General features: G+C 67.4%; 22 protein-coding genes. 10 read left to right on the top strand and 12 right to left on the bottom strand.

Annotation, left to right across the window (positions count from 1 at the left end):
- Nucleotides 1-31: 31 nt before the first annotated feature.
- Nucleotides 32-448 (bottom strand): WhiB family transcriptional regulator, encoded by a 417-nt coding sequence (locus ACEL92_RS00185; protein WP_374023677.1) that lies wholly within the window; start codon nucleotides 446-448, stop codon nucleotides 32-34.
- A 145-nt stretch (nucleotides 449-593) separates the two neighbouring features.
- Between ACEL92_RS00185 and ACEL92_RS00190 the strand changes: the two genes are divergently transcribed.
- From ACEL92_RS00190 to ACEL92_RS00215, 6 genes are all read left to right on the top strand, one after another.
- Nucleotides 594-1,361 carry a helix-turn-helix domain-containing protein gene (locus ACEL92_RS00190; protein ID WP_374023678.1) on the top strand — a complete coding sequence of 256 codons (768 nt, stop codon included), beginning with the start codon at nucleotides 594-596 and terminating at the stop codon, nucleotides 1,359-1,361.
- Nucleotides 1,358-2,176, top strand: coding sequence for a C40 family peptidase (locus ACEL92_RS00195; RefSeq protein WP_374023679.1), 819 nt, complete (start codon nucleotides 1,358-1,360; stop codon nucleotides 2,174-2,176). Before ACEL92_RS00190 ends, ACEL92_RS00195 begins: the two co-directional genes overlap by 4 nt.
- Before the next feature lie 16 nt (nucleotides 2,177-2,192).
- Nucleotides 2,193-2,555 (top strand): DUF4226 domain-containing protein, encoded by a 363-nt coding sequence (locus ACEL92_RS00200; RefSeq protein WP_374023680.1) that lies wholly within the window; start codon nucleotides 2,193-2,195, stop codon nucleotides 2,553-2,555.
- A 145-nt stretch (nucleotides 2,556-2,700) separates the two neighbouring features.
- Complete coding sequence (locus ACEL92_RS00205; RefSeq protein WP_374023681.1) at nucleotides 2,701-4,068, top strand: DUF4226 domain-containing protein; 1,368 nt, start codon at nucleotides 2,701-2,703, stop codon at nucleotides 4,066-4,068.
- 50 nt (nucleotides 4,069-4,118) lie between these two features.
- The gene (locus ACEL92_RS00210) at nucleotides 4,119-4,436 is read left to right on the top strand and encodes an ESX-1 secretion-associated protein (RefSeq protein ID WP_374023682.1); all 318 of its coding nucleotides are present in this window, start codon (nucleotides 4,119-4,121) and stop codon (nucleotides 4,434-4,436) included.
- Nucleotides 4,433-4,744: a DUF2694 family protein gene (locus tag ACEL92_RS00215; RefSeq protein WP_374023683.1), complete on the top strand. Its 312-nt coding sequence runs from the start codon at nucleotides 4,433-4,435 to the stop codon at nucleotides 4,742-4,744. Before ACEL92_RS00210 ends, ACEL92_RS00215 begins: the two co-directional genes overlap by 4 nt.
- Nucleotides 4,745-4,758: 14 nt before the next feature.
- Here ACEL92_RS00215 and ACEL92_RS00220 read toward each other — a convergent pair whose 3' ends face one another.
- The gene (locus ACEL92_RS00220) at nucleotides 4,759-4,902 is read right to left on the bottom strand and encodes a hypothetical protein (protein WP_167374087.1); all 144 of its coding nucleotides are present in this window, start codon (nucleotides 4,900-4,902) and stop codon (nucleotides 4,759-4,761) included.
- A gap of 82 nt (nucleotides 4,903-4,984) precedes the next feature.
- Here ACEL92_RS00220 and ACEL92_RS00225 point away from each other — a divergent pair, with 82 nt between their 5' ends.
- Nucleotides 4,985-6,865 carry a DUF5631 domain-containing protein gene (locus ACEL92_RS00225; RefSeq protein WP_374023684.1) on the top strand — a complete coding sequence of 627 codons (1,881 nt, stop codon included), beginning with the start codon at nucleotides 4,985-4,987 and terminating at the stop codon, nucleotides 6,863-6,865.
- 70 nt (nucleotides 6,866-6,935) lie between these two features.
- Nucleotides 6,936-7,256: a DUF2710 family protein gene (locus tag ACEL92_RS00230; protein ID WP_374026412.1), complete on the top strand. Its 321-nt coding sequence runs from the start codon at nucleotides 6,936-6,938 to the stop codon at nucleotides 7,254-7,256.
- Between the two features lie 181 nt (nucleotides 7,257-7,437).
- Here the strand turns inward: ACEL92_RS00230 and ACEL92_RS00235 are convergent, their stop codons facing one another.
- Together ACEL92_RS00235 and ACEL92_RS00240 are read right to left on the bottom strand one after the other, a co-directional pair.
- Nucleotides 7,438-8,211 (bottom strand): TIGR03084 family metal-binding protein, encoded by a 774-nt coding sequence (locus tag ACEL92_RS00235; RefSeq protein WP_374023685.1) that lies wholly within the window; start codon nucleotides 8,209-8,211, stop codon nucleotides 7,438-7,440.
- Complete coding sequence (locus tag ACEL92_RS00240) at nucleotides 8,211-9,530, bottom strand: MFS transporter (RefSeq protein ID WP_374023686.1); 1,320 nt, start codon at nucleotides 9,528-9,530, stop codon at nucleotides 8,211-8,213. The genes ACEL92_RS00235 and ACEL92_RS00240 overlap by 1 nt, the downstream gene beginning before the upstream one ends.
- A gap of 139 nt (nucleotides 9,531-9,669) precedes the next feature.
- On the opposite strand from ACEL92_RS00240, the gene ACEL92_RS00245 reads away from it, so the two are divergent.
- Nucleotides 9,670-10,275, top strand: a complete 606-nt coding sequence (locus ACEL92_RS00245) for a YqgE/AlgH family protein (protein WP_374023687.1) — start codon at nucleotides 9,670-9,672, stop codon at nucleotides 10,273-10,275.
- A 37-nt stretch (nucleotides 10,276-10,312) separates the two neighbouring features.
- Here the strand turns inward: ACEL92_RS00245 and ACEL92_RS00250 are convergent, their stop codons facing one another.
- A complete protein-coding gene (locus tag ACEL92_RS00250; protein ID WP_374023688.1) occupies nucleotides 10,313-10,654 on the bottom strand; it encodes a hypothetical protein in 342 nt (113 codons plus the stop codon).
- Nucleotides 10,655-10,719: 65 nt separating this feature from the next.
- Complete coding sequence (locus tag ACEL92_RS00255; protein WP_374023689.1) at nucleotides 10,720-11,844, bottom strand: LpqN/LpqT family lipoprotein; 1,125 nt, start codon at nucleotides 11,842-11,844, stop codon at nucleotides 10,720-10,722.
- A 183-nt stretch (nucleotides 11,845-12,027) separates the two neighbouring features.
- Between ACEL92_RS00255 and leuS the strand changes: the two genes are divergently transcribed.
- Nucleotides 12,028-14,940 carry a leucine--tRNA ligase gene (gene leuS, locus ACEL92_RS00260; protein ID WP_374023690.1) on the top strand — a complete coding sequence of 971 codons (2,913 nt, stop codon included), beginning with the start codon at nucleotides 12,028-12,030 and terminating at the stop codon, nucleotides 14,938-14,940.
- A 9-nt stretch (nucleotides 14,941-14,949) separates the two neighbouring features.
- On the opposite strand, the gene ACEL92_RS00265 is transcribed toward leuS, so the two are convergent.
- From ACEL92_RS00265 to ACEL92_RS00290, 6 genes are all read right to left on the bottom strand, one after another.
- Nucleotides 14,950-15,621: an SDR family oxidoreductase gene (locus ACEL92_RS00265; RefSeq protein WP_374023691.1), complete on the bottom strand. Its 672-nt coding sequence runs from the start codon at nucleotides 15,619-15,621 to the stop codon at nucleotides 14,950-14,952.
- A gap of 48 nt (nucleotides 15,622-15,669) precedes the next feature.
- Entirely contained in the window at nucleotides 15,670-16,173 is a 504-nt protein-coding gene (locus ACEL92_RS00270; RefSeq protein ID WP_374023692.1) for a MarR family winged helix-turn-helix transcriptional regulator, read from the bottom strand.
- Nucleotides 16,174-16,245: 72 nt separating this feature from the next.
- The gene (locus ACEL92_RS00275; RefSeq protein WP_374023693.1) at nucleotides 16,246-16,986 is read right to left on the bottom strand and encodes an amino acid ABC transporter ATP-binding protein; all 741 of its coding nucleotides are present in this window, start codon (nucleotides 16,984-16,986) and stop codon (nucleotides 16,246-16,248) included.
- Complete coding sequence (locus ACEL92_RS00280) at nucleotides 16,983-18,788, bottom strand: ABC transporter substrate-binding protein/permease (RefSeq protein WP_374023694.1); 1,806 nt, start codon at nucleotides 18,786-18,788, stop codon at nucleotides 16,983-16,985. Before ACEL92_RS00280 ends, ACEL92_RS00275 begins: the two co-directional genes overlap by 4 nt.
- Nucleotides 18,789-18,836: 48 nt before the next feature.
- A complete protein-coding gene (locus ACEL92_RS00285) occupies nucleotides 18,837-19,577 on the bottom strand; it encodes a GntR family transcriptional regulator (RefSeq protein ID WP_374023695.1) in 741 nt (246 codons plus the stop codon).
- A 110-nt stretch (nucleotides 19,578-19,687) separates the two neighbouring features.
- Nucleotides 19,688-20,473: an LLM class F420-dependent oxidoreductase gene (locus ACEL92_RS00290; RefSeq protein ID WP_374023696.1), complete on the bottom strand. Its 786-nt coding sequence runs from the start codon at nucleotides 20,471-20,473 to the stop codon at nucleotides 19,688-19,690.
- Between the last annotated feature and the right edge of the window lie 7 nt (nucleotides 20,474-20,480).

Here is a 20,480-nt window from a genome sequence, read left to right on the forward strand (position 1 = left end):
GCCAGCAAACGGCCCTGAGCAGGACGGAGCTTCACGCGGCCGAGCGCGGCCCAACCTCTGCGAGTGGCAGGTGCAGCACCACCGCGGTCACCGCGACCGCCTCGTGCTCGTGATTGGCGAGCAGGGCCGCATTTTCCGGCAGCTGGCGGGAGTTGATCTCTCCGGACGCGATGCGCCGCAGGACGTCGTGGGCCTGGGCCAACTGTTCGCGCTTGCGGTACTGGCCCCCGGGGAGCTTGACCCCCGCCCAGACTCCGTACTCCTCGCGGTGCGCGATGGCGTGTTGGGCGCACCGTCGCTGCTGCGCCAACGGGCATCGGCGCAGGCACTGGATGCGCGCCTCGACGGCCGACCGCTCGTACGCGCGGGCCTTCGCCGCGCCGTCGCCACCATCATCGTCGGGATAGCCGAACCACAGTTCCGGGTTGGCAGCGCAGGGGTGTCCCATGTCGGTCTCCTTGGTCGAGCGGCGAAACGTAGGCAAAAGCGTATACACAAACCGGGCCACTCCGCAAGAGAAACGTGACAAGAACGTATATACATAGCGATACGGTACCCGCTGTGTAATATCCGGCCTATGGCCGGAGCGTGCGGTGAGCCGTGAATCGGCCGGCGCGGCTATCCGCGCCCTGCGAGAATCACGAGACTGGTCACTCGCTGACCTTGCCGCCGCGACCGGTGTCAGCATCATGGGGCTGAGCTTCCTGGAGCGCGGCGCCCGCAAGCCGCACAAAAGCACAGTTCAAAAGGTTGAGAACGGCCTCGGCCTGCCGCCGGGCACTTATTCCCGACTGCTTGTGGCGGCCGATCCTGACGCGGAACTGGCCCGGCTGATGGCCGCCCAGCCACCCTCTCCCCTCCCCGCCAGGCGCAGTGGACCGGTGGTCGTGGACCGGCACAGCGACACGGAAGTGCTGGAAGGATATGCCGAAGCTCAGCTCGAAGCCCTCAAATCGGTCATCGATCGACTGCCTGCGACAACATCAAACGAATATGAGACGTATATTCTGTCTGTGATCGCTCAGTGCGTGAAGGCAGAGATGCTGGCCGCCGGCTCCTGGCGGGTCGCGGTGAACGCCGGCGCGGACTCCACGGGCCGGCTGATGGAGCACCTCCAAGCCCTTGAGGCGACGCGGACCGCCTTGCTGAAACGGATGCCGACCAGCCTCAGTGCCCAATTCGACCGGGCGTGCGCGCAGTCGACTTTGCCGGAGGCCATCATCGCCACGCTGGTCGGTGTCGACGTCGACGAGATGTGGGACATCCGCAACCGTGGGGTCATCCCGCCGGGGGCGCTCCCCCGGATACGCGCATTCGTCGACGCCGTCGAGTCGCGCGAACGCGGCGAGGGGGCGTCGTGAACCAAAGCGAAATCGAGTTGCTGAGCCGGGCTCATGACATGTTCGCCGGGGGCACGCGGCGGCCGCCGCTCGATGCGGGCACCGCGCACTACCGCAACCTGTTTCTGGACGCTGCCGGACCGAACGCGGTATTGGCCCACGGCGGCTACCGACTGGCCGCGGAGCGCGGCCGGCAGCGGCTCGCGGCCGCCGCGGCGACGGACGCCGCAATGACGGGCGTCATCATCGGGGCCGACCGGGACCGGGCCCAGGCCCGCGAACTGACCCGAAACGTCCTCGACGAAGCCCGCGCCGAGCCCGCCGTCGTTCCGGCAACCCCCATGGCCCAGCGCGAAGCGATGCGCCGCCGCGCGGCGCGACTGCGGGCGCAGCACGCCCACGTCGTGTCGGCTCGGCTTCGCGCCCGCCGACACGTCGCCAAACTGCGGGGGTTGCGTTACCAACTGTGGCGCCGCCGCACCGCCGGCGTGGCTCTGCCCGGGCGCGCCGCGATCGCGGTGCGCGCCGCACTGTCGCGCCTGGGCCGCCCTTATGTGTGGGGCGCAACGGGTCCCGATCAGTTCGATTGCTCGGGGCTAGTCCAATGGAGCTACGCACAGGCCGGAATTCACTTGGACCGCACCACATATCAACAAATCAACGATGGGATACCGGTGCCCCGCTCGCAGGTCAGGCCTGGCGATCTCGTCTTCCCGCACGCCGGGCACGTCCAGCTGGCCATCGGCAACAATCTGGTAGTCGAAGCGCCCTACTCGGGTGCCGTGGTGCGGATCAGCCGGCTGGGGCCCAACGTCGCTATTCGCCGACCGCTATGACGAAGGGGGTGAGCCGATGACGGAACAAGGCGGACCTTCGGTAGCCGCGATACAGGCGCGGCAGTCGGTGCTCGCCGGCCAGCACGGAACCGTAGCCGAAGCCGACCGGGTGTTGGCGGAGGTGCTCTCCAGCGCGCATGCCGCGATGCGCGAGGGCGCCCGGCGACTGGATGTTATCGCCGAGCAGCTCGACCACGCGACGGTGCATCAGGCGCACCTTGCCGTCGATACGCCCATGGGCGCGCGCGAGTTCCAACGCTTCCTGCTGGCCAAACAGCGCGAGATCACTTCCGTCGTCGAGGACGCGCGCGAACTCAGCCGAGCGAAAAGAGCTGTGCTGGAAGCGCTTCGGGACCAGTACACCGCTGAGAGCGGCTAGCGGAGCGCGGTCGCAATGTCGTCCACAGCCCCGCGGCACCGTGAATTGTCGACGGTGAAACGCCTGGGTACGGTCGTCGAGCATGGAGAGGTCGCAACCCATCCCGAACGGGTCTGGCGCGGGCGCGACGGCGGTCGCCTAGCTGATGACGGCGCACGAGGAGCTTCTTGCCGCGGTGAGAGATGTCCGAGACCGCACCGGTGACCCGGACGCATGGCAGACGGGCCTGTCACCCAGTGAGCTGGCTGCAGTGATCACGCCGACGACACGCCCCGAACAACTCCAGGCGATCGCTGGCAAGATTCGCCAACAACTCGCGGTGCCACCGGATCGAGAACGGGGTGAGGCAGCGGAGGCCATCGCGCACGCGGAAGCCGCCCTCGCCCACCAGAATTCGGCGAGCTCTCAACTGGACATGCAAGTGATCACGGCCATCCTGAACGCTCACCTCAATGCCGTCGAAGGCAGCCAGGCGCTGTCCAGGTTGCAACAAGACACCGAAGCCGCGGTCCGAACGCGATCGGACCTCGACACCCCCGCCGGAGCCCGCGACTTCCAGCGCTTCCTGATCGGCAAACTCCGAGACATTCGCGCGGTGGTTCTCAACGCGCGACTCGACGACACGTCGAAGTCAGCACTCATGGCTGCATGGACATCGCTCTACGACGCATCCAAGAGTCCCGACGAACGCGCATCGGCCCATGCGGTTGGCACCGACGCGGAAACCGCAGCGCCGACAGAGGACTCGGACTGGGATCCGTTGCTGGACTCGTTGTTCTCCGACGACCCGGATCTGGCGACCGATGACCTATCGGGCCCGGGTGCGCCGGAGGCCCAGACCGCTCCGGCGGCGCCCATGGCTCCCATGCTGCCGACGATGCCCAGCCTGGCGCCAGGGCTGCCGAGTTTCGGCGCGACACCGGCCGGCCTGCCACTTCCCGGACTCGGCGGTGAGGATCGAACCGATCCGGGGCTGCGAGGGCTCGATGACGAAGGCCCGTTAGACCCTTCCGCGCACCCGGATTCGAAGATTGAGCCTTCGTCGGATGATCGGGGCGACCAAAACGCGGACAGCGGTCAGGATGCGGCGGCGGTCGAGGACGAAGCGACGCCAGCCGGCCCCACCACGGTGACCCTGCCCGACGGCGAGACGGTGACGGCCGCCAACCCGCAATTTGCGGCGGCGATTAAAGCCGCGGTCGGCGGAGCGGCCATACCGGATGCGTTCCAACAACAGGGAATAACGATTCCGCCTCCGGGCTCCGCGGTCACCAGCCCGATCGAGCCGGCGCACGTCAGCCCGGCGGACATCGGAATCTTCGTCGACCGCCACGCGCTTGCCCTCGGTCCCGGTAAGGCCCTTGTCGATGGCCAAATTCAGGACATCGCCGCCGTGACCGGGCCAAGCTTTCTAGGCTGGGAGCATCCGCCGGCGCCGGCCGCAGCCGTGACCTCGCCGACGAGACCCGATACACCGACACCCACGCGGCCGGCGAGCGCGTCGACCACCTGACAATAATGATCTCGCCGGTCTGGCCGGCGGCCGTGAACAGGAGGCAGCGGATGGCAGATTCGATCCATGTGGTACCCGCACACTTGCGTCAAGCCGCTGCGCGCCACCAGGAGACTTCCGACTACCTGCGGACCGTCCCTTCGTCGCATGAGGCGATTCAGGAGAGCCTGGATTCGCTCGGGCCGATCTTCGGTGAACTTCGCGACGCCGGACGGGAACTGCTCGAGCTCAGGCGCCAGTGTTACGAGCAGCAGGCCGCGGACCACGCCGACCTGGCGGACAAACTGACAGCATCGGCGACGATGTGGGAACAGCACGAGCAGGATGCGGCCCGGAACTTCGGCGGCATCGCTGACCGCGGTCGATGACGGAGGCGAACCCCGCATTCGACACCGTTCATCCGAGTGGACACATCCTCGTCCGCTCCTGCCGCGGCGGCTACATGCACAGCGTTGCGCTGAGCGAAGAGGCGATGGAGACCGACGCCGAGACGCTGGCCCGAGGCATTCTGCTGACCGCCGACGTCTCGTGCCTCAAGGCATTGCTGGAGATTCGCGACGAGATCGTGGCGGCCGGACACACCCCCTCGGCTGAGGTTCCGACGCCCCGCGACCTCGACGTGGCGATCGAGAAGCTACTGGCACACAAACTGCGGCGCCGCAGCAGGGCGATCTAGTAGGCCCAGAGCGCCTACAGCAGCCACGTCTTGGCCGCCTCGGGATCTGGAGCGATATCGGTGGGCGGCTCTACGGGGTTGGGGCCGAACAACTCTCGCGCGCGGGCGAGCAAGGCACGCACTTCGTCGAGTTGCTGCTGCAGCGCAGATTCAGCCATGGCCCCACGCTACCTAGGCCGTCACACCTGCACAATTCACTCACCGAATAAGCCATTCATCAGATACCGGTACGCTTAACCGGTGGCGATCTTCGGTCGGATGACGGCGCGTCAGCGCCTCCGGAGAGCTACCCGGGAATCACTGGCGATGCCGGCTTTCAGCTCTCCCATCGATTGCACCCCATGGGTGATCGGTGGGCTTTGGCCTGCCGAGCTTTCGACGGTTTCCGCCGAAAACGCCGCGCTTGCAGAGTATCTCAAAGCCGACCTGCAGCGGATCGCCGACGGCGCGAACGAGCAGCTGAGGATGATCAAGCGTGCCGGCTTGGCTGACTTGCCTCGCCAGGCGGAAGAAGCCCGCGTCATCGATGAGGCGCGCGGCCGGGCCGTGCGGCGAGTCGAGTCGACGATGCGCCAGCTGCGCGCCGCGGAACGCGGCGTGCCCGCCGGATATCCGCGCCGGCAGCTAGCCGAACCGCCCGCACCGAACATGGAGCAGACCCGAATCATTCCTGCGGCCAGCCGCGCCAGACCTTCCGAAGCCCCCACCAGGACGGCGCGTAAGCCGCGCTGGCGGGTCGACAAGCCGGCGCCCGTCGTGCCACACCCCGAGGTGGCTGCGGAGGTCACCAGTGTCCCAGAAACGCCGGACATGGAGCAGACCCAAGTCATCCCGACCGTGACGGCATTGGAGCACGTCATCGAAGCGCCGGCCGAGAACGTGGAACTCGATCGGCACCAGTCGGTCCCCGACGGTCGCCAGCGGGTGGAGGCGCAGGAGCAGGCTGAGCCGAAGTGGGCTCCCGGCACCGACGCCGCCGTGACCGCGAATGAGGAGACGCAGGTCATCCCCGCGATCACCGAATTCGCACCGGTCGTCGACCAGCCGGTCGGGCGCGCGCCTGCGGCGGACTGGGATCCCCAACCCCTCCCGGACGAGCCGGACCGCCGCCATTTCGGTGAGGACCAAGCGGCGCTCGGTTCGACGGAACAGACGCAGGGCATCCCGGCGTTGAGCCAGGTCGAGCCGGTCATCGAGCCGCCGGTCGACATCACTCCGGCAGCCGATTGGGAGCCCGGGGGCAGCGGCCGCCACCACGTCGACGTAGGTGAGACCACGCCGGAAGCGGCGCAGCCGACCCTCGAGCCGGTGCTCGCCGACGCCGCACCGTCGGATTCGATCGAGGAAACCCAAATCATCCCCGTGGTCGCCGAGGCCGAGCCGGTCGACGAGACGGCGGACAGCGGTCGTCATCACGCTGTCGCCGCCGAGCCCGATGCCGCGCGGGATGAACCTGAGCCCGCCAGCCCACCCCGCGAAAAGAGCGTCACCGCAACGGCTTTCAACGCCGAACGGTTGAATCGTCTCCTCGAGTTCGTGGTCCGCCAGGAGCCGCGGCTGAATTGGGCGGTCGGCGACATGCCTGACGGCACCACCGTGTTGGTGACCGATTTGGCCCACGGCTGGATACCGGCGGGCATCAACCTTCCGGCGGGTGTGCGGCTGTTGGAACCCGAGCGTCGCACCGGCAGGGTCGCGGCGCTGATCGGCGACGCCGCGCGATTGGTGACCTACGCCCCGGGTGATTCGCTGCGCCGCTCGGCGGACTTCAGCACGACGAAATCGTCAGTGGAAGCGCGGGAACTGCCCGCCATCGAGGACTTGGGCAAGGTGCTGAGCCAGACCACGCGCCGGTTCGACGGACTCCCCCGCATCGTGCAACGGCTGGCGGACGCCGCCGCGGCGGAAGCCGTCATCATCGACCAGGAGGTCGACGTGCTGCGGGTGCACCTTGACACGGCCCGCTACCAACTCTTGGTCCAATACCCGTCCGTGAACCCGGCCCTGCTGCTCAAGTGTCTGTTGATGGCCGCAACCGAAGGCATCGCAAGCGGAGACCCGGTTTCGGCGAACTATCACCTCGCCTGGTATCAGAAACTCGCCGCCGAACCGGGCGCATAGGGTCACCGCGACGTGCTTCCGCAACCTGTGAGTTTGAATTGACGCTGGTTGGAGGGGTCGACATACTGTGATCGTGTCGGATTCGGGCGGTCGCGCGAATCTCAGCGACAAGGACCTCGTCGAGTCAGTTCTTCGCGAATTGAGTGAGGCGGCCGACAAGTGGGAAGCCCTGGTAGCCCAAGCTGAGGCCGTCACCTACAGCGTCGATCTCGGTGATATCTACGCGGTGGCCAATTCTGACGGCCGGCTGCTCAAGCTGACTCTGCACCCCGGCGTGATGACCGGATATGCGCACGGGGAGCTGGCCGACCGGCTGAATCTCGCGATCTCGGCGCTACGCGAAGAGGCCGAGGCCGAGAACCGGGCGAGTTACGGCGGCCCGCTTCACTAATCGCGCGCACGCGCGCTCATCGACCGACGCGTGGTCGGAGGGGCGCCGGATCTCTTCGCGCGCACGCGCGCTCATCGACCGACGCGTGGTCGGAGGGGCGCCGGATCTCTTCGCGCGCACGCGCGCTCATCGACCGACGCGTGGTCGGAGGGGCGCCGGATCTCTTCGCGCGCACGCGCGCTCATCGACCGACGCCGGGCGGGCCCGCGAACGCTTGCGCGATCTCCAGCCAACGCTGCGCGTCGGGCCCATCCGCGGTGATGTCGAGGGCGCTGAGCGGGCGCCGCTGCGTGACCAGAAAGCAGAAGTCTTCGGCAGAACCGGTGACCCGCTGCGTCGCGTCCACCGGTCCCCAGGTCCAGGTGTCGCCACCGGGGCCGCGCAGCTCGACCAGGAAGGGCTCGGCCGGGGCGGGCAGGTTGTTGACGGAGAAGGCGTAGTCGCGGGTGCGCACTCCCAGGTGAGCGATCGACCGCAGCCGATCGGTGGCGGCCCGTTTGATACCGAGCGCGTCGGCAACGTCCAGCCCGTGAGCCCACGTCTCCATCAGCCGCGCGGTAGCCATCGAGGCCGCGCTCATCGGCGGCCCGAACCAGGGAAGTTTGCGACCGACGGGTACCAACAACAGCTCCTCATGCAGTCGCCCACGGGTCGCCCGCCAGTCGGCGAGCAGTTCGGCCGGCGGCAGGGCGGCCAATTCCTCGGCGCCCGCGTCGACGAAGCCCGTCGGGTCGGCCGCCGCGGCCTTGAGCGCGTCGGCGAACCCGGCCTCGTCGGTGACCGAGGTCAGCGCGACCCGGTCGGTCCACAACAGGTGGCCGACCTGATGGGCGATCGACCACCCCGGCGCGGCCGTCGGGTCGGCCCAGCGGTCGGCCGGCAGCGGCGCGACGAGGGCATCCAGGTCGTCGCTCTCGGCGCGAAGGTCAGCAACGATCGATTCGGGACCTGCCATCATTTCCTCCGCTCGTCGGCCGCCACCGCCGGAAAACGATTATTCGCCTGGTCGCCGCGCCGACCCAGGAAACTGTGCAGGGCCAGTCCGGCCAGGTAGAGGCCCGAGCCGAACAAGGCGAATGCCGGCGCGTGCCCGTCGGCGGGAATCAGCGCCGCGGCCACCGTAATGGACGCGATGAACGCGACCCAGAACAGCGCGTCCTGCACCGCGAACACGTGGCCGCGCAGGGCGTCGTCGACGTCCATCTGCATCGCGGAATCCGCGCACAGTTTGACCGTCTGCCCGGTCACGCCGAGAAAGAAGCCGCATATCGCCATCACCGGCACCAGCAACCCTGCGCCCGCAACTTCGATGACCGCCGACGCCGCAAGCGCGCCGTTCACCGTCGCGTAGCGCCCCCAGCGCCGGACCGCCGGCGGCGTCAGCACGTTGGCCAGGAACGCCCCGAGCCCGGCGGTTCCGAAAAACAGCAGCGCAGCACCCAATCCCCCAGCCTGCGGGTCTCTCATGTGGTGGACCAGCAGCAAGACCAGGAGCGAGTTGATGCCGATCACCATGCGATGGGCGGCCAAGCCGGACAGGGTGGCGGCAACCGTGGGGCGTTGCACCACCGTGCGCGCGCCGTGCAGCCAGCCAGTGGTCACGGCGTAGAAAACCGGTCCGTGGATTGCCCTCTTGGTGTCGTCTGGGCCCAGCGCGCGGGAGCCGAACCGCAAGGTCAGCAACAAGGCGGTGGCAACGGGTACGCCGGTGAGAAAGATGATCGCCGAGGCACCTTTGTCCCCGGCGCCGAACACGAACCTGGGCACGAGCATGAAGTTGGCGCCGATGAACGCGGCGATGGCTCCCGCCGCGTTGGCGACGGCGTTCATCGTCACGACTTGTTCGCGCGGCACGACGTGCGGCAAGGACGCCGACAGCCCTGAGGCGACGAATCGGGCCAAGCCGTTGGCGAACAGCGCGCCCAACAGCAGCGGCAGGTCGCCGGCCCTGACCGCCAGGATTGTGCCGATCGCGGCGATCAAAATGAGGCGGCCGACGTTGGCGCCGACGATCACCAGCCGCCGGTCCCAGCGGTCCATCAGCGCGCCGGCGAACGGACCCAACAGCGAGTAAGGCAGGAACAGCACGGTGAACGCCCGCGCGATGTCCATCGGATCGGCCGCACGGTCCGGATTGAACAACAACGCCCCGGCCAGACCCGCCTGGAACAGCCCGTCGCCGAACTGACTCGCCATGCGCACCTGCAGCAGCCGCCAGAAGTCCGGCAAAGCGCGCACCGACCGCCAGATTTCGACGGGTGCGCTTGAGTGCATCCGGGATTGGATCACAGAACCGACTTCCACGATGGGGGCTAGCAAGCTCGTCACGACCCGAGCCGACCTACCAACAGTACAAATATTTACGTCCCGCGCTTGATTCCCCCGGACGGCAAGTGCTGGATGCGATGATGGAGTGGTGCCGCCCGAGGATCCAGAAGACTATGTCGCGCCGGCCGCGCAGCGGGTGCGCGCGGGTACGTTGCTGCTTGCCAACACCGATCTTTTCGAGCCGACGTTCCGGCGCAGCGTCATCTACATCGTCGAGCACAACGACGGCGGCACCTTGGGGGTCGTGCTCAACCGCGCCAGCGAAACGGCGGTGTACAACGTGCTGCCGCAGTGGACCAAATTGGCGGCCAAGCCCAAGACGATGTTCATCGGCGGCCCCGTGAAGCGTGACGCGGCCCTCTGCTTGGCGACACTGCGGGTTGGCGCCGACCCACAGGGTGTGGCCGGCCTGCGGCACGTGGCCGGGCGAGTGGTGATGGTCGACCTGGACGCCGACCCCGACACGATCGCGCCCGTAGTGGAGGGGGTGCGAATCTTCGCAGGCTACTCCGGCTGGACGATCGGTCAGCTGGAAGGCGAGATCGAACGCGACGACTGGATTGTCTTGTCCGCGTTGCCATCTGACGTTCTCGTGGGTGCACGGTCCGACCTGTGGGGCCAGGTGCTGCGACGCCAGCCGCTGCCGCTGTCGTTGCTGGCGACCCATCCGATCGACCTCAGCCGCAACTAACGCCCCTCCCCCACACCCGGGGCCGCATCCCGCGAGCTCAGTGGCAGGACTGCGTGCAGCCGGCGCAGGTACCGGTGCAGGCCGGCGCCGCCGCTTCCCGCTGCAGCGCGAAGCGCGCGCTCTGCCACGACCCGGCGGCCAATGTTCCGAAGGCACCGGCGACGCAAACGATCAACACCACCAGCGCGGTGTGCGGCGGGGCTGCCAGCGCCACCACCCCACCGGCCGCCAGCATGATCGCCGCGGCCAGTTGCGCCGGGGCCACCGACCGCAGCGCCAACGCGGTGGGATCGACATTCTGGCCGCGCGCCAGCGACCACGTTCCGAACCCGGCCGAAGCCACCGCCGCGCACATGCACAGCACCCCCGCAATCAGCATGGCCTCACAATACGAGTCCGGCCATCGGTTCGCTCAGTGGGCTCCAGCGGAGCCGTGGCACTGCCCTAGTGCTGCAGAAACGAGAAATTGGGCAGCGGGGGCAGGCCGGGAACCAAACTCAGCAGGTTCGGCGTGGGCTGGCGGCTGGGCAGGGGCGCCTGTACCGGCAGGCCGGTCGGAGCCGTCGCCGAGGTCTGCCGCAGCGGAGCCGCGGCGGGCGGCTGCCCCAGCGGAGCGGGGGCCGGAACTTGCCCGACCGGAGCGGTCGCGGGAACTTGCCCGACCGGGGGAACTTGTGCGACCGGGGGCACCTGCGCGACGGGGGCTGGGGCCAGCCCGACCGGCGACGCTGCGGGGGTCTGAACCGGCGCGGGGACCGGGGCACCGGGAACGGTCACCCGGAAGCCGTTGACGATGGCGTCGGTGGCGGGGGCGTCGGCGACGGCCACCGCACGATCGGTGGTCACCGCGAGTGACACCAGGTACTTGTCGTGGCCGGAGGTGGCGATGATGTGGCGCCGCGAGGTGTTCAGCGTCATGTCGCCGTCGCGGTATGTGCCTTCCGCAATCGACGACGGGAAGCCGCCGAAGTCGGCCATCGAGGCGTTGGTGGGCTGCCAGGCCAGGAGCTTCTGGCTGTCGACGTAGCCATGGCTGATCGCCTCGCGGGGGTCGAAGTCGCCGACCAGCTTGTACACCACCACCTGGGCGTTCGAGCTGTAGATGCTGCTGCCTTGCCGGTCGGCGATCACCGCGAACGCGTCGGGCACGTTGGGGTCGGGCACCTGGGTCCAGCGGGCCGGCACCGGCAGGGTGATGTCGAGCGCCTTGAGCCCCTCGGGTTTCTGCGCCTCGAGCTTGACCCCCTTCGACTGCAAATATTCGCGGATCGTCCCGGAGGCGGCGGGTGGCACCGGCGCGGTGGGGGCGGCGGCAGCCGCAACGGGTGCGCCCGGGGCCGTCGGCGAGGCAACGGGGTTCGACGCCGGCGGCGCCGCGACGAACCGGTTGGTGGGCACCTGCCCGGGTGTGACGGCGGCGTTCTGCGGAGCAGGGACGGTGGGGCCGGGCGATGGCGGGGGAAGTACCGGGTCAGCCGACGCGTTGGCGCCCGTGGCAACCGCCACGGCGATCAGTCCGGCGACCATACCCCCGAGGAGCGCACTGCGGGCGGGGACGATCTCAATCATCTGCCTCGGTCCTTCCAATGGCGCACTGCCAGCAGGTCTGTCAGAGGCCGACTGTAACTACAGGTCAAAGCCCGTGAATAGGCTCGAAATCGACCTGGGATGAACCTCTGATCGGTGCGCAACGGAACCGAGACCGTCCTGTGGCCCGGCGGGCGGGTTGGGGTTGCCTTATACCCTGTTCAGGTGACCGAATCCCCGACCACCGCCGCCGACAGCAACCCCGGTGCCGTTCAGACGGACGCCGACGCGCCGACGTTTCGTTACACCGCGGCGCTGGCGGGCCGTATCGAGAGCACGTGGCAGGAGAACTGGGCGAAGCTGGGCACGTTCAACGTGCCCAACCCGGTCGGGTCCCTGGCCCCGCCGGATGGCAGCCCCATTCCCGCCGACAAGTTGTTTGTGCAGGACATGTTTCCCTACCCCTCCGGGGAGGGGCTGCACGTCGGCCACCCGTTGGGTTACATCGCCACCGATGTCTACGCCCGCTACTTCCGAATGACCGGCCATAACGTTTTGCACGCGTTGGGGTTCGACGCCTTCGGGCTGCCCGCCGAGCAGTACGCCGTGCAGACAGGCACCCACCCGCGCATCCGAACCGAGGCCAACGTCGTCAACTTCCGCCGGCAACTCGGCCGGCTGGGTCTCGGCCACGACAGCCGACGCAGCTTTTCGACCACCGACGTCGAGTTCTACAAGTGGACGCAGTGGATCTTCCTGCAGATCTACAACGCCTGGTTCGACACTGCCGCCAATCATGCCCGGCCGATCGCAGAGCTGGTCGCGGAATTCGACTCTGGCGCAAGGCGGCTCGAAGACGGACGCGAATGGTCTGCGTTGTCGGCAGGGGAGCGGGCCGACGTGATCGACGGCTATCGGTTGGTCTACCGCGCCGACTCGATGGTCAACTGGTGTCCAGGCCTGGGCACGGTGCTGGCCAATGAAGAGGTTACCGCCGACGGTCGCAGCGACCGGGGCAACTTCCCGGTGTTTCGGAAACGATTGCGGCAGTGGATGATGCGGATCACCGCCTATGCCGACCGGCTGCTCGACGACCTGGAACTGCTGGACTGGCCGGACCCGGTCAAGACTATGCAGCGCAATTGGATTGGGCGCTCCACCGGGACCCGGGCGCTGTTCGCGGCGCGCAACACCAGCGGCGAGACGGTCGACATCGAAGTCTTCACCACCCGGCCCGACACGATGTTCGGCGCCACCTACCTGGTGCTAGCTCCCGAGCACGACCTGGTCGACGGACTGGTTGCCGGCAGCTGGCCGGAGGGGACCGACCCGCGGTGGACCTACGGGGCCGCGACGCCGGGGGAGGCCGTCGCCGGCTACCGGCAGGCGATCGCGGTGAAGTCGGATCTCGAGCGGCAGGAGAGCAAGGAGAAAACCGGCGTCTTCGTGGGGAGCTACGCGACCAACCCGGCCAACGGCGAGCCGGTGCCGATTTTCATCGCTGACTACGTGTTGGCCGGATATGGGACGGGCGCAATCATGGCGGTTCCCGGCCACGATCAGCGCGACTGGGACTTCGCCCACCAGTTCGGGCTTCCCATCGTGGAAGTCATTGCCGGGGGCGATGTTTCGGAAGCCGCCTACCCGGGCGACGGTGTGCTGGTCAATTCCGGCTACCTCGACGGGATGGACGTGGCGACGGCGAAGGAAGCGATCACCGCTCGCCTGCAGGCGGATGGCCGCGGCTGGGCCCGAATCGAATTCAAGCTGCGGGATTGGCTTTTCGCCCGGCAGCGGTACTGGGGTGAGCCGTTCCCGATCGTCTACGACACTGACGGGCGTGCCCACGCCCTCGACGAGGCCGCGCTGCCGGTGGAGCTGCCCGACGTGCCGGACTACTCGCCGGTGCTGTTCGACCCCGACGACGCCGACAGCGAGCCGTCACCACCACTGGCCAAGGCCACCGAGTGGGTGCATGTCGAACTGGACCTCGGCGACGGTCTCAAGCCCTACACCCGCGACACCAACGTGATGCCGCAGTGGGCCGGCAGCTCCTGGTACGAACTGCGCTACACCGATCCGTACAACTCGGAGCGGTTTTGCGCCAAGGAGAACGAAGCTTATTGGATGGGCCCGCGGCCCGAGGAGCACGGGCCCCAGGACCCAGGCGGTGTCGACCTCTACGTCGGAGGCGCCGAACACGCGGTGCTGCACCTGCTGTACGCACGGTTCTGGCACAAGGTCTTGTACGACCTCGGACACGTCAGCTCCAAGGAGCCCTACCGTCGCCTGGTCAACCAAGGCTACATCCAAGCCTTCGCCTACACCGACTCGCGCGGGTCGTATGTCCCGGCCGACGAGGTGGTCGAACGCGGTGGCCGCTTCTTCTATCCGGCTCCCGGCGGCGAAATCGAGGTCTTTCAGGAATTCGGCAAAATTGGTAAGAGCCTGAAGAATTCGATATCACCCGACGAGATCTGCGACGAGTACGGCGCCGACACCTTGCGGGTGTACGAGATGTCGATGGGCCCCTTGGAAGCCTCCCGCCCGTGGGCTACCAAGGACGTCGTCGGGGCGCACCGCTTCCTGCAGCGTGTGTGGCGGCTGGTGGTGGACGAGCAGACCGGCGCCACACGGGTGGTCGATGTGGCCGGTCAGCAAGAGCTTGACACCGATACACTGCGAGTGCTGCATCGCACCATCGCAGGAGTGTCGGAAGACTATGCGGCACTACGGAATAACACCGCGGCTGCCAAGCTGATCGAGTACACGAACCACTTGACCAAGGAGCACCGCGATGCGGTGCCGCGCGCGGCGGTCGAGCCGCTGGTACTGATGCTGGCGCCGCTGGCCCCGCATATGGCCGAGGAACTGTGGTTGCGGCTGGGCCACACCACGTCGCTGGCACATGGCCCGTTCCCGCAAGCCGACCCGGCCTACCTGGTAGACGACAGTGTCGAATACCCAGTCCAGGTCAACGGCAAGGTTCGGGGGCGCGTGGTGGTTGCCGCCGACGCCGACCAAGACACGCTGAAAGCCGCGGCGTTGTCGGACGAGAAGGTCCGGGCCTTCCTGGCGGGCGCCAATCCGCGCAAGGTGATCGTCGTCCCAGGCCGGCTGGTCAACCTGGTCGTCTGAGTAACCGAGTCAGCGACCTGCGGGCCGCAGCACCACCTCGTGGACGTGGCCGTCTGGGGGAGTGGCCACCACGTTGGCTACCGTGGCCGCGACCGTTTCTGGCTTGAGGAACTTCGCGGGGTCGTACGCACCGCCCTCGAATGCGACGAGTTCGCGCTGCATTTCGGTGTCGGTGCGGCCGGGATAGACCGTTGTCACCCGCAGCTGCGGTTCGTCGGCGCGCAGCGAGTCGGCGAAGGCGCGCAACGCAAACTTGCTCGCGGAGTAAGACGCCATCCCGGGTGATACGTTGCGCCCGGCACCGGAGTTGATGAAGACCACTTGCCCGCGGGCGCTCCGCAGGGCTGGCAGCAACACCAGTGTAAGTTCCACCGGCCCAAGCACATTGACGGCGAATGTGGCGCGCCACTCGTCCACGGTGGACTCGGCCATGTGACCGGGGAAGGACACACCGGCGTTGTGTACCAGCACGTCGAGTTCGTCCACGATCTCGCAGGTGGCCTCGATTTCGGCAGGGTCGGTCAGGTCCAGCGGGAAGGTCGTCGCGTCGAGGCGCTCCGCGACAGCATCGAGCCGGTCGGAAGGCCGGCCGGCAAGCAGCAGGGTGTGGGTGGGGGCCAGCGCGGCGGCGATCGCGGCACCGATGCCGCCGCCCGCGCCGGTGATGAGTGCAGTGGGCATGTAACGCAGTCTACGGCTGCCGGGAAAACCCTTGTCGGACAGGTACTTTCAAGCCTCTTTAGCTGCAGCGGGTTCACCCGCGGGCGCCGAGGCCGGCTCGCCGGACGCCAGCCGCTCCAGCGGAGCCAGCGCCTGCATCAGCGTGTCCAGATCGGCCGGGGGGAGCTGACTGAGCATCGCCGCCAGGGAAGCGCGCCGGTTGGCCAGGGATTCGCCATGCACCGCCCGCCCGCGCGGGGTGATGTCGACCAGCACCGCCCGCAGGTCGGACGGGTCGCGAGAGCGCTTCACCAGACCGAGCTTTTCTAGCCGGCGGATCGCCACCGTGGTGGTGGGTGTCCGCACCCGCTCGTGGGCCGCCAGGTCGGTCATCCGAATCGGCCCCTGGTCCAGCAATGTCACCAGGATCGACAGTTGCGCCAGCGTCAGTTCTCCCGCGGCCGCGCCGCTCGGGTCGCCACGACGCAGAATCGAAAACAATTTGGACAGCGCACGGTGCAAACCTTCCGCAAGCTCGGTCACATCGGCCGCGGTGGATTCGCTGTCCGCCATAACCGGGGAGTCTAACGCTATATCAGGCGGGTACAAGGTAGCTAAGCCTACTAATTAGCGCCGATGGGACGGTCAAAGTACTTGGGACAAGAATCGCTGTAACCGTTCGGTCTGCGCGGCCTCGAATATTTGCTCCGGGGGACCGGATTCCACGACCTTGCCCCGATCCATGAAGACGACCGTGTCGGATGCCGAGCGCGCGAACCCCATTTCGTGCGTGACCACGATCATCGTCATGCCGTCTGCTCCGAGATCGGCGATGAGTTGCAGAATCCCTTTCACCATTTCGGGATCCAGCGCGGAAGTAGCCTCGTCGAAGAACATCACTTGCGGCGCCATGGCCAGCGCGCGTGCGATGGCGACCCGTTGCTGCTGGCCACCGGACAACATGCCGGGCCGCGCATCCGCCTTGTGCTTCAAGCCAACTCGCTCCAGTTGGGCAAGGGCCAGGTCGCGGGCTTCGTCGGCCGCCAAGCGGCGCAACTTGCGCGGCGCCATCGCAACGTTTTTCAGCACACTCAGGTGCGGGAACAGGTTGAAATGCTGAAACACCATGCCGATGCGCTGGCGGAGCTCGTTGGGATCGTCGCGCAACACCGATCGGCCGTCCAGCAGGATGTCGCCGCTGTCGGGCTCATGCAGCCGGTTCAAGGTGCGCAGCAGCGTCGACTTGCCAGATCCGGACGGGCCGATGACGGCGACGGTCGTGCCGGCGGGGGCCTCGAAATCGACGCCGCGCAGCACCTTGTTGCCACCGAGGGTCTGATGAATGTCTTTGGCGGCCAGAGAGACTGGCGCCCGCCCCGCGTTCACGTGATCTCCTGGCCGAACGTCGTGAGCGTGTCGTCCGGGTCGCGGGTGCCCCGGCCGCGGCGCAGACGCCCGTCGATGTAATTCACCAGATGCGTCAACGGAATGGTCAGTATCAAGTAGAAGAGGCCCGCTGCCACCAACGGCGACAGGCTCCCCGTCTGGGCATTCAAATCCCGGCCCACCTGGAAAAGCTCGCGCTGATCGGCGATCAGGCCGAGGAAGTACACCAAAGCCGATCCCTTCAACAGCCCGATGAATTGATTGACCAGAGCCGGCAGCACACGCCGTATTCCCTGTGGCACCACCACGAGCCGCATCGCGGTCGTATAGCTGAAGCCCAGCGCGCGGGCCGCCTCCAACTGGCCGGGGTCCACACTTTGGATTCCGGAGCGCAGGATTTCGCCGATGTAGGCGGCGGCCATCAATCCCAACGCCGCAATCCCGAGGGGATAGGGATCCTTGTTGGTCAGCCCGCCGACCAACGGCCCGACACCCATTCCGATCAGCAGGATGATCACCACTTCGGGCAGGCCGCGGAAAATATCGGTGTACACCCGTCCCGGCCAGCGCAGCCAGCGCCGGTGCGAGATGCCCGCCATGGCCAGCACCATCCCGAGCGCGAGGCCGATGACGATGGCGCTGTTGGTCAGGATCAGCGTGTTGGGCAGCCCGGTTGTGAGCAGAACCGGGATGGCGCGTCGATACATCTCCCAGTCGAAGAAGGAATCACGCAACTGCGCCAGCGTCGATTTGGGTGCGGGCGGTCCCGTCGCGGTGCGGTGCTGACTCGCGGCTATCGCGGCGAAGTCGGGCAGGTTCGGGGCGGGCGCGGCTTTCGATCCGGGCTTCCAGCCGGGCGGCAGCGTGCGCGGCACCCACTGGCAGTAGAGGCTGGCCCAGGTGCCGTCGGCGATCACCGCGTCCAGCCCGGAGTTCAGCGCATCGATCAGCGGCTTGTTCTCCTTGGCCACCGCATAGGCGACGAAATTGCCTGGGCTGAAAGTGTTTGCGACCGTGACGGCGGGATCGCCCGGGCGAATGACGGTCGAGGCGAGGGTTCCGGGCGCCACCCACGCATCGATCTGGCGCGTCTTGAGGCTCGCATACAGGGTGGCGAAGCCCGGGTACTTCACCGGTTGCAGGTGCAGGGTGTCAACCACATAGGACTCCTCTACGGTGCCCTGCACCACACCGATGCGCTGTCCGGCCGCCAGGTCGCTGAACTTGTGGATCGGCGAACCGGGCGGCACCACGAGGGAGTAGAAGCCGAAGTCGTAGCCGTTGGTGAACGCGACGGTGCGGCGGCGCTGGGCGGTCGCTTTCACCGATGCCGAGCCGACGTCGAAACGCCGCGACGCGACCTGAGCCAGCAAGGCGGAGAAGTCGGTGCTGCTGAAGCGGAGCTGCAGATGCAGCTTGTCGGCGATGGCGCGCAGCAGGAGGTTGTCGAAGCCGCTGAATTCTCCGGTCGGGTTGATGCAGATGTTGGGCGGGGCGTCCGACAGGGTGCCCACCGTCAGCACGCCCGGTGTGCTGAGCCCGAGCGCGCCGACGTCGACGGAGCTGAGCGGCTCGACGGAGTTGGTCGTGTCCCGGTCTTCCTGGGGCGTGGGCTGGCTTTCGGTCAGGTCCTTGGGCAAGGCCCTTGCGCTCTCCACGCCCGAGGGCGCGCATTGGTTCCAGTCGGCGCCCGCGGGTGCGGCCGGGCCGCCTAACGCCACGCCGCACACCAGCACCGTTGTTGCGGCTAATCCGAACAGCCTGCCGCGGCGCTGGGTACGTCGGAACGCGGGCGCATTCATCCCTGACACCGTATCGACCGGACGGCGGCGTCGTCGGGTGAGCGTGCCCTAGATCGCCAGCGACGGCTCGACGCCCACGGCTTCGGGGTCGGCGAGTACGTCGAGCGGTTCCGGCACCACCGGACCCACGTCGTCGGGTGCGGTGAACACCCCGCGCCGGGAGAGCTCGGCCAGCATGGTCTGCGCCATCAGGTAGGAGCGGCCGACGCATGCGGCCCGCGCGGCCTCGGGGTCGCGCCCGTTGATGGCGGACGTCTCCTCTTCGTAAAGCGGGAGGATCTCTTCGCGGCTGCCTTGATAGATCAGCCAGAACACCCGGGGCACCAGGTTCTGCGAGGCGCGGATCGTGGCGTGCAATCGCGGTCCGGCGTATTCGTCGTTGATCGTGCGCCGGTATTCGGCAGCGATGTCGCAGAAGGCCCGCGAGTCCTTCGCGGCGCGCAGCGATCGCATCAAGGCGTCGAGCTGACCCAGGATCCGTGGGGTCGGACTGGTCGCTGCGCGTGCGGAGGCGATGCCGTTGAGCAGGCCCTCGAGTTCGTGATGTTCGAGGACGGTCGCTTCGTCGAATCGCTCCACGAATGCCCCGCGGTGATAGCGGGTGGAGACAATGCCGTCGTGTTCGAGTTGCACCAACGCCTCTTGAATGGGAACGCGGCTTACGCCCAGCCCCAGCGCGATCTCATTGCGATCGACGCGGTCGCCGCTTCGCAGCTTTCCCGTCAGCAAAAGGTGCAGGATGTGCGAAACAACCAGGTCCTTTTCTTTGACCCCGTATTTCTTCGGCATTCGTTGTTGAGTCTCTTTCAAACCCGGTGCGGCCAACTAGCGCGAGAAGTTTCTCACGAGTTGGCTCGTATTTTCCGGGGTTTGACGGAGGAATCTTGCGGTGGAGGTCCTTAACGGCTATCGCGCCACCGGCACAGCGCTTCCGCGGCGTTCAGGTCGTAATCCGGACCGTCACACCCCACCGTCAACAGCGTCACACCGAGGCCGACGAGCCTTTCGGCGTTCTCGACCAGGCCGCCGCGGTCCTGCACGGCGGCGGAGCGTTCGATGCTCGCCGGGTCGCGGCCGACGTCGGCGCAGTGCCGGGCCAAGACCTCCGACTTCGCAGGGAACTCGTCGGCCGAGGTGAAGCTGTGCCACATGTCGGCGTATTCGGCCACCAGCCGCAGCGTCTTACGTTCCCCGCCGCCGCCGATCAGGATCGGGATGTCGCGGGTGGGCGGTGGATTCAGCTTGGCCAGGCGCGCCTGGATCCGGGGGAGCGCACCCGCGAGGTCGTCCAGGCGGCTGCCCGCGGTGCCGAAGTCATAACCGTATTCGTCGTAGTCCTTCTGTTTCCAGCCCGAGCCGATCCCCAGTATGAGCCGGCCGTCGCAGATGTGGTCGACGGTCCGGGCCATGTCTGCCAGCAGTTCAGGATTTCGGTAGGAGTTGCAGGTGACGAGCGCGCCGATTTGAATGCGCGACGTCTGCTCGGCCCAGGCCCCGAGCATGGTCCAACATTCGAAGTGCGCGCCGTCGGGATCGCCGTACAGGGGGAAGAAGTGGTCCCAGTTGAAGGCGATGTCGACGCCGATGTCTTCGCAGCGGCGCACGGCGTCACGGATTTGGTGGTACTGCGGCGCGTGCTGAGGTTGGAGTTGCACACCAATGCGGATGGGTGGGTCAGCAGTCATATGGCCA

Origin of the sequence: Mycobacterium hainanense, from assembly GCF_041890355.1 — a bacterium.
Classification (GTDB): Bacteria; Actinomycetota; Actinomycetes; order Mycobacteriales; family Mycobacteriaceae; genus Mycobacterium; species Mycobacterium hainanense.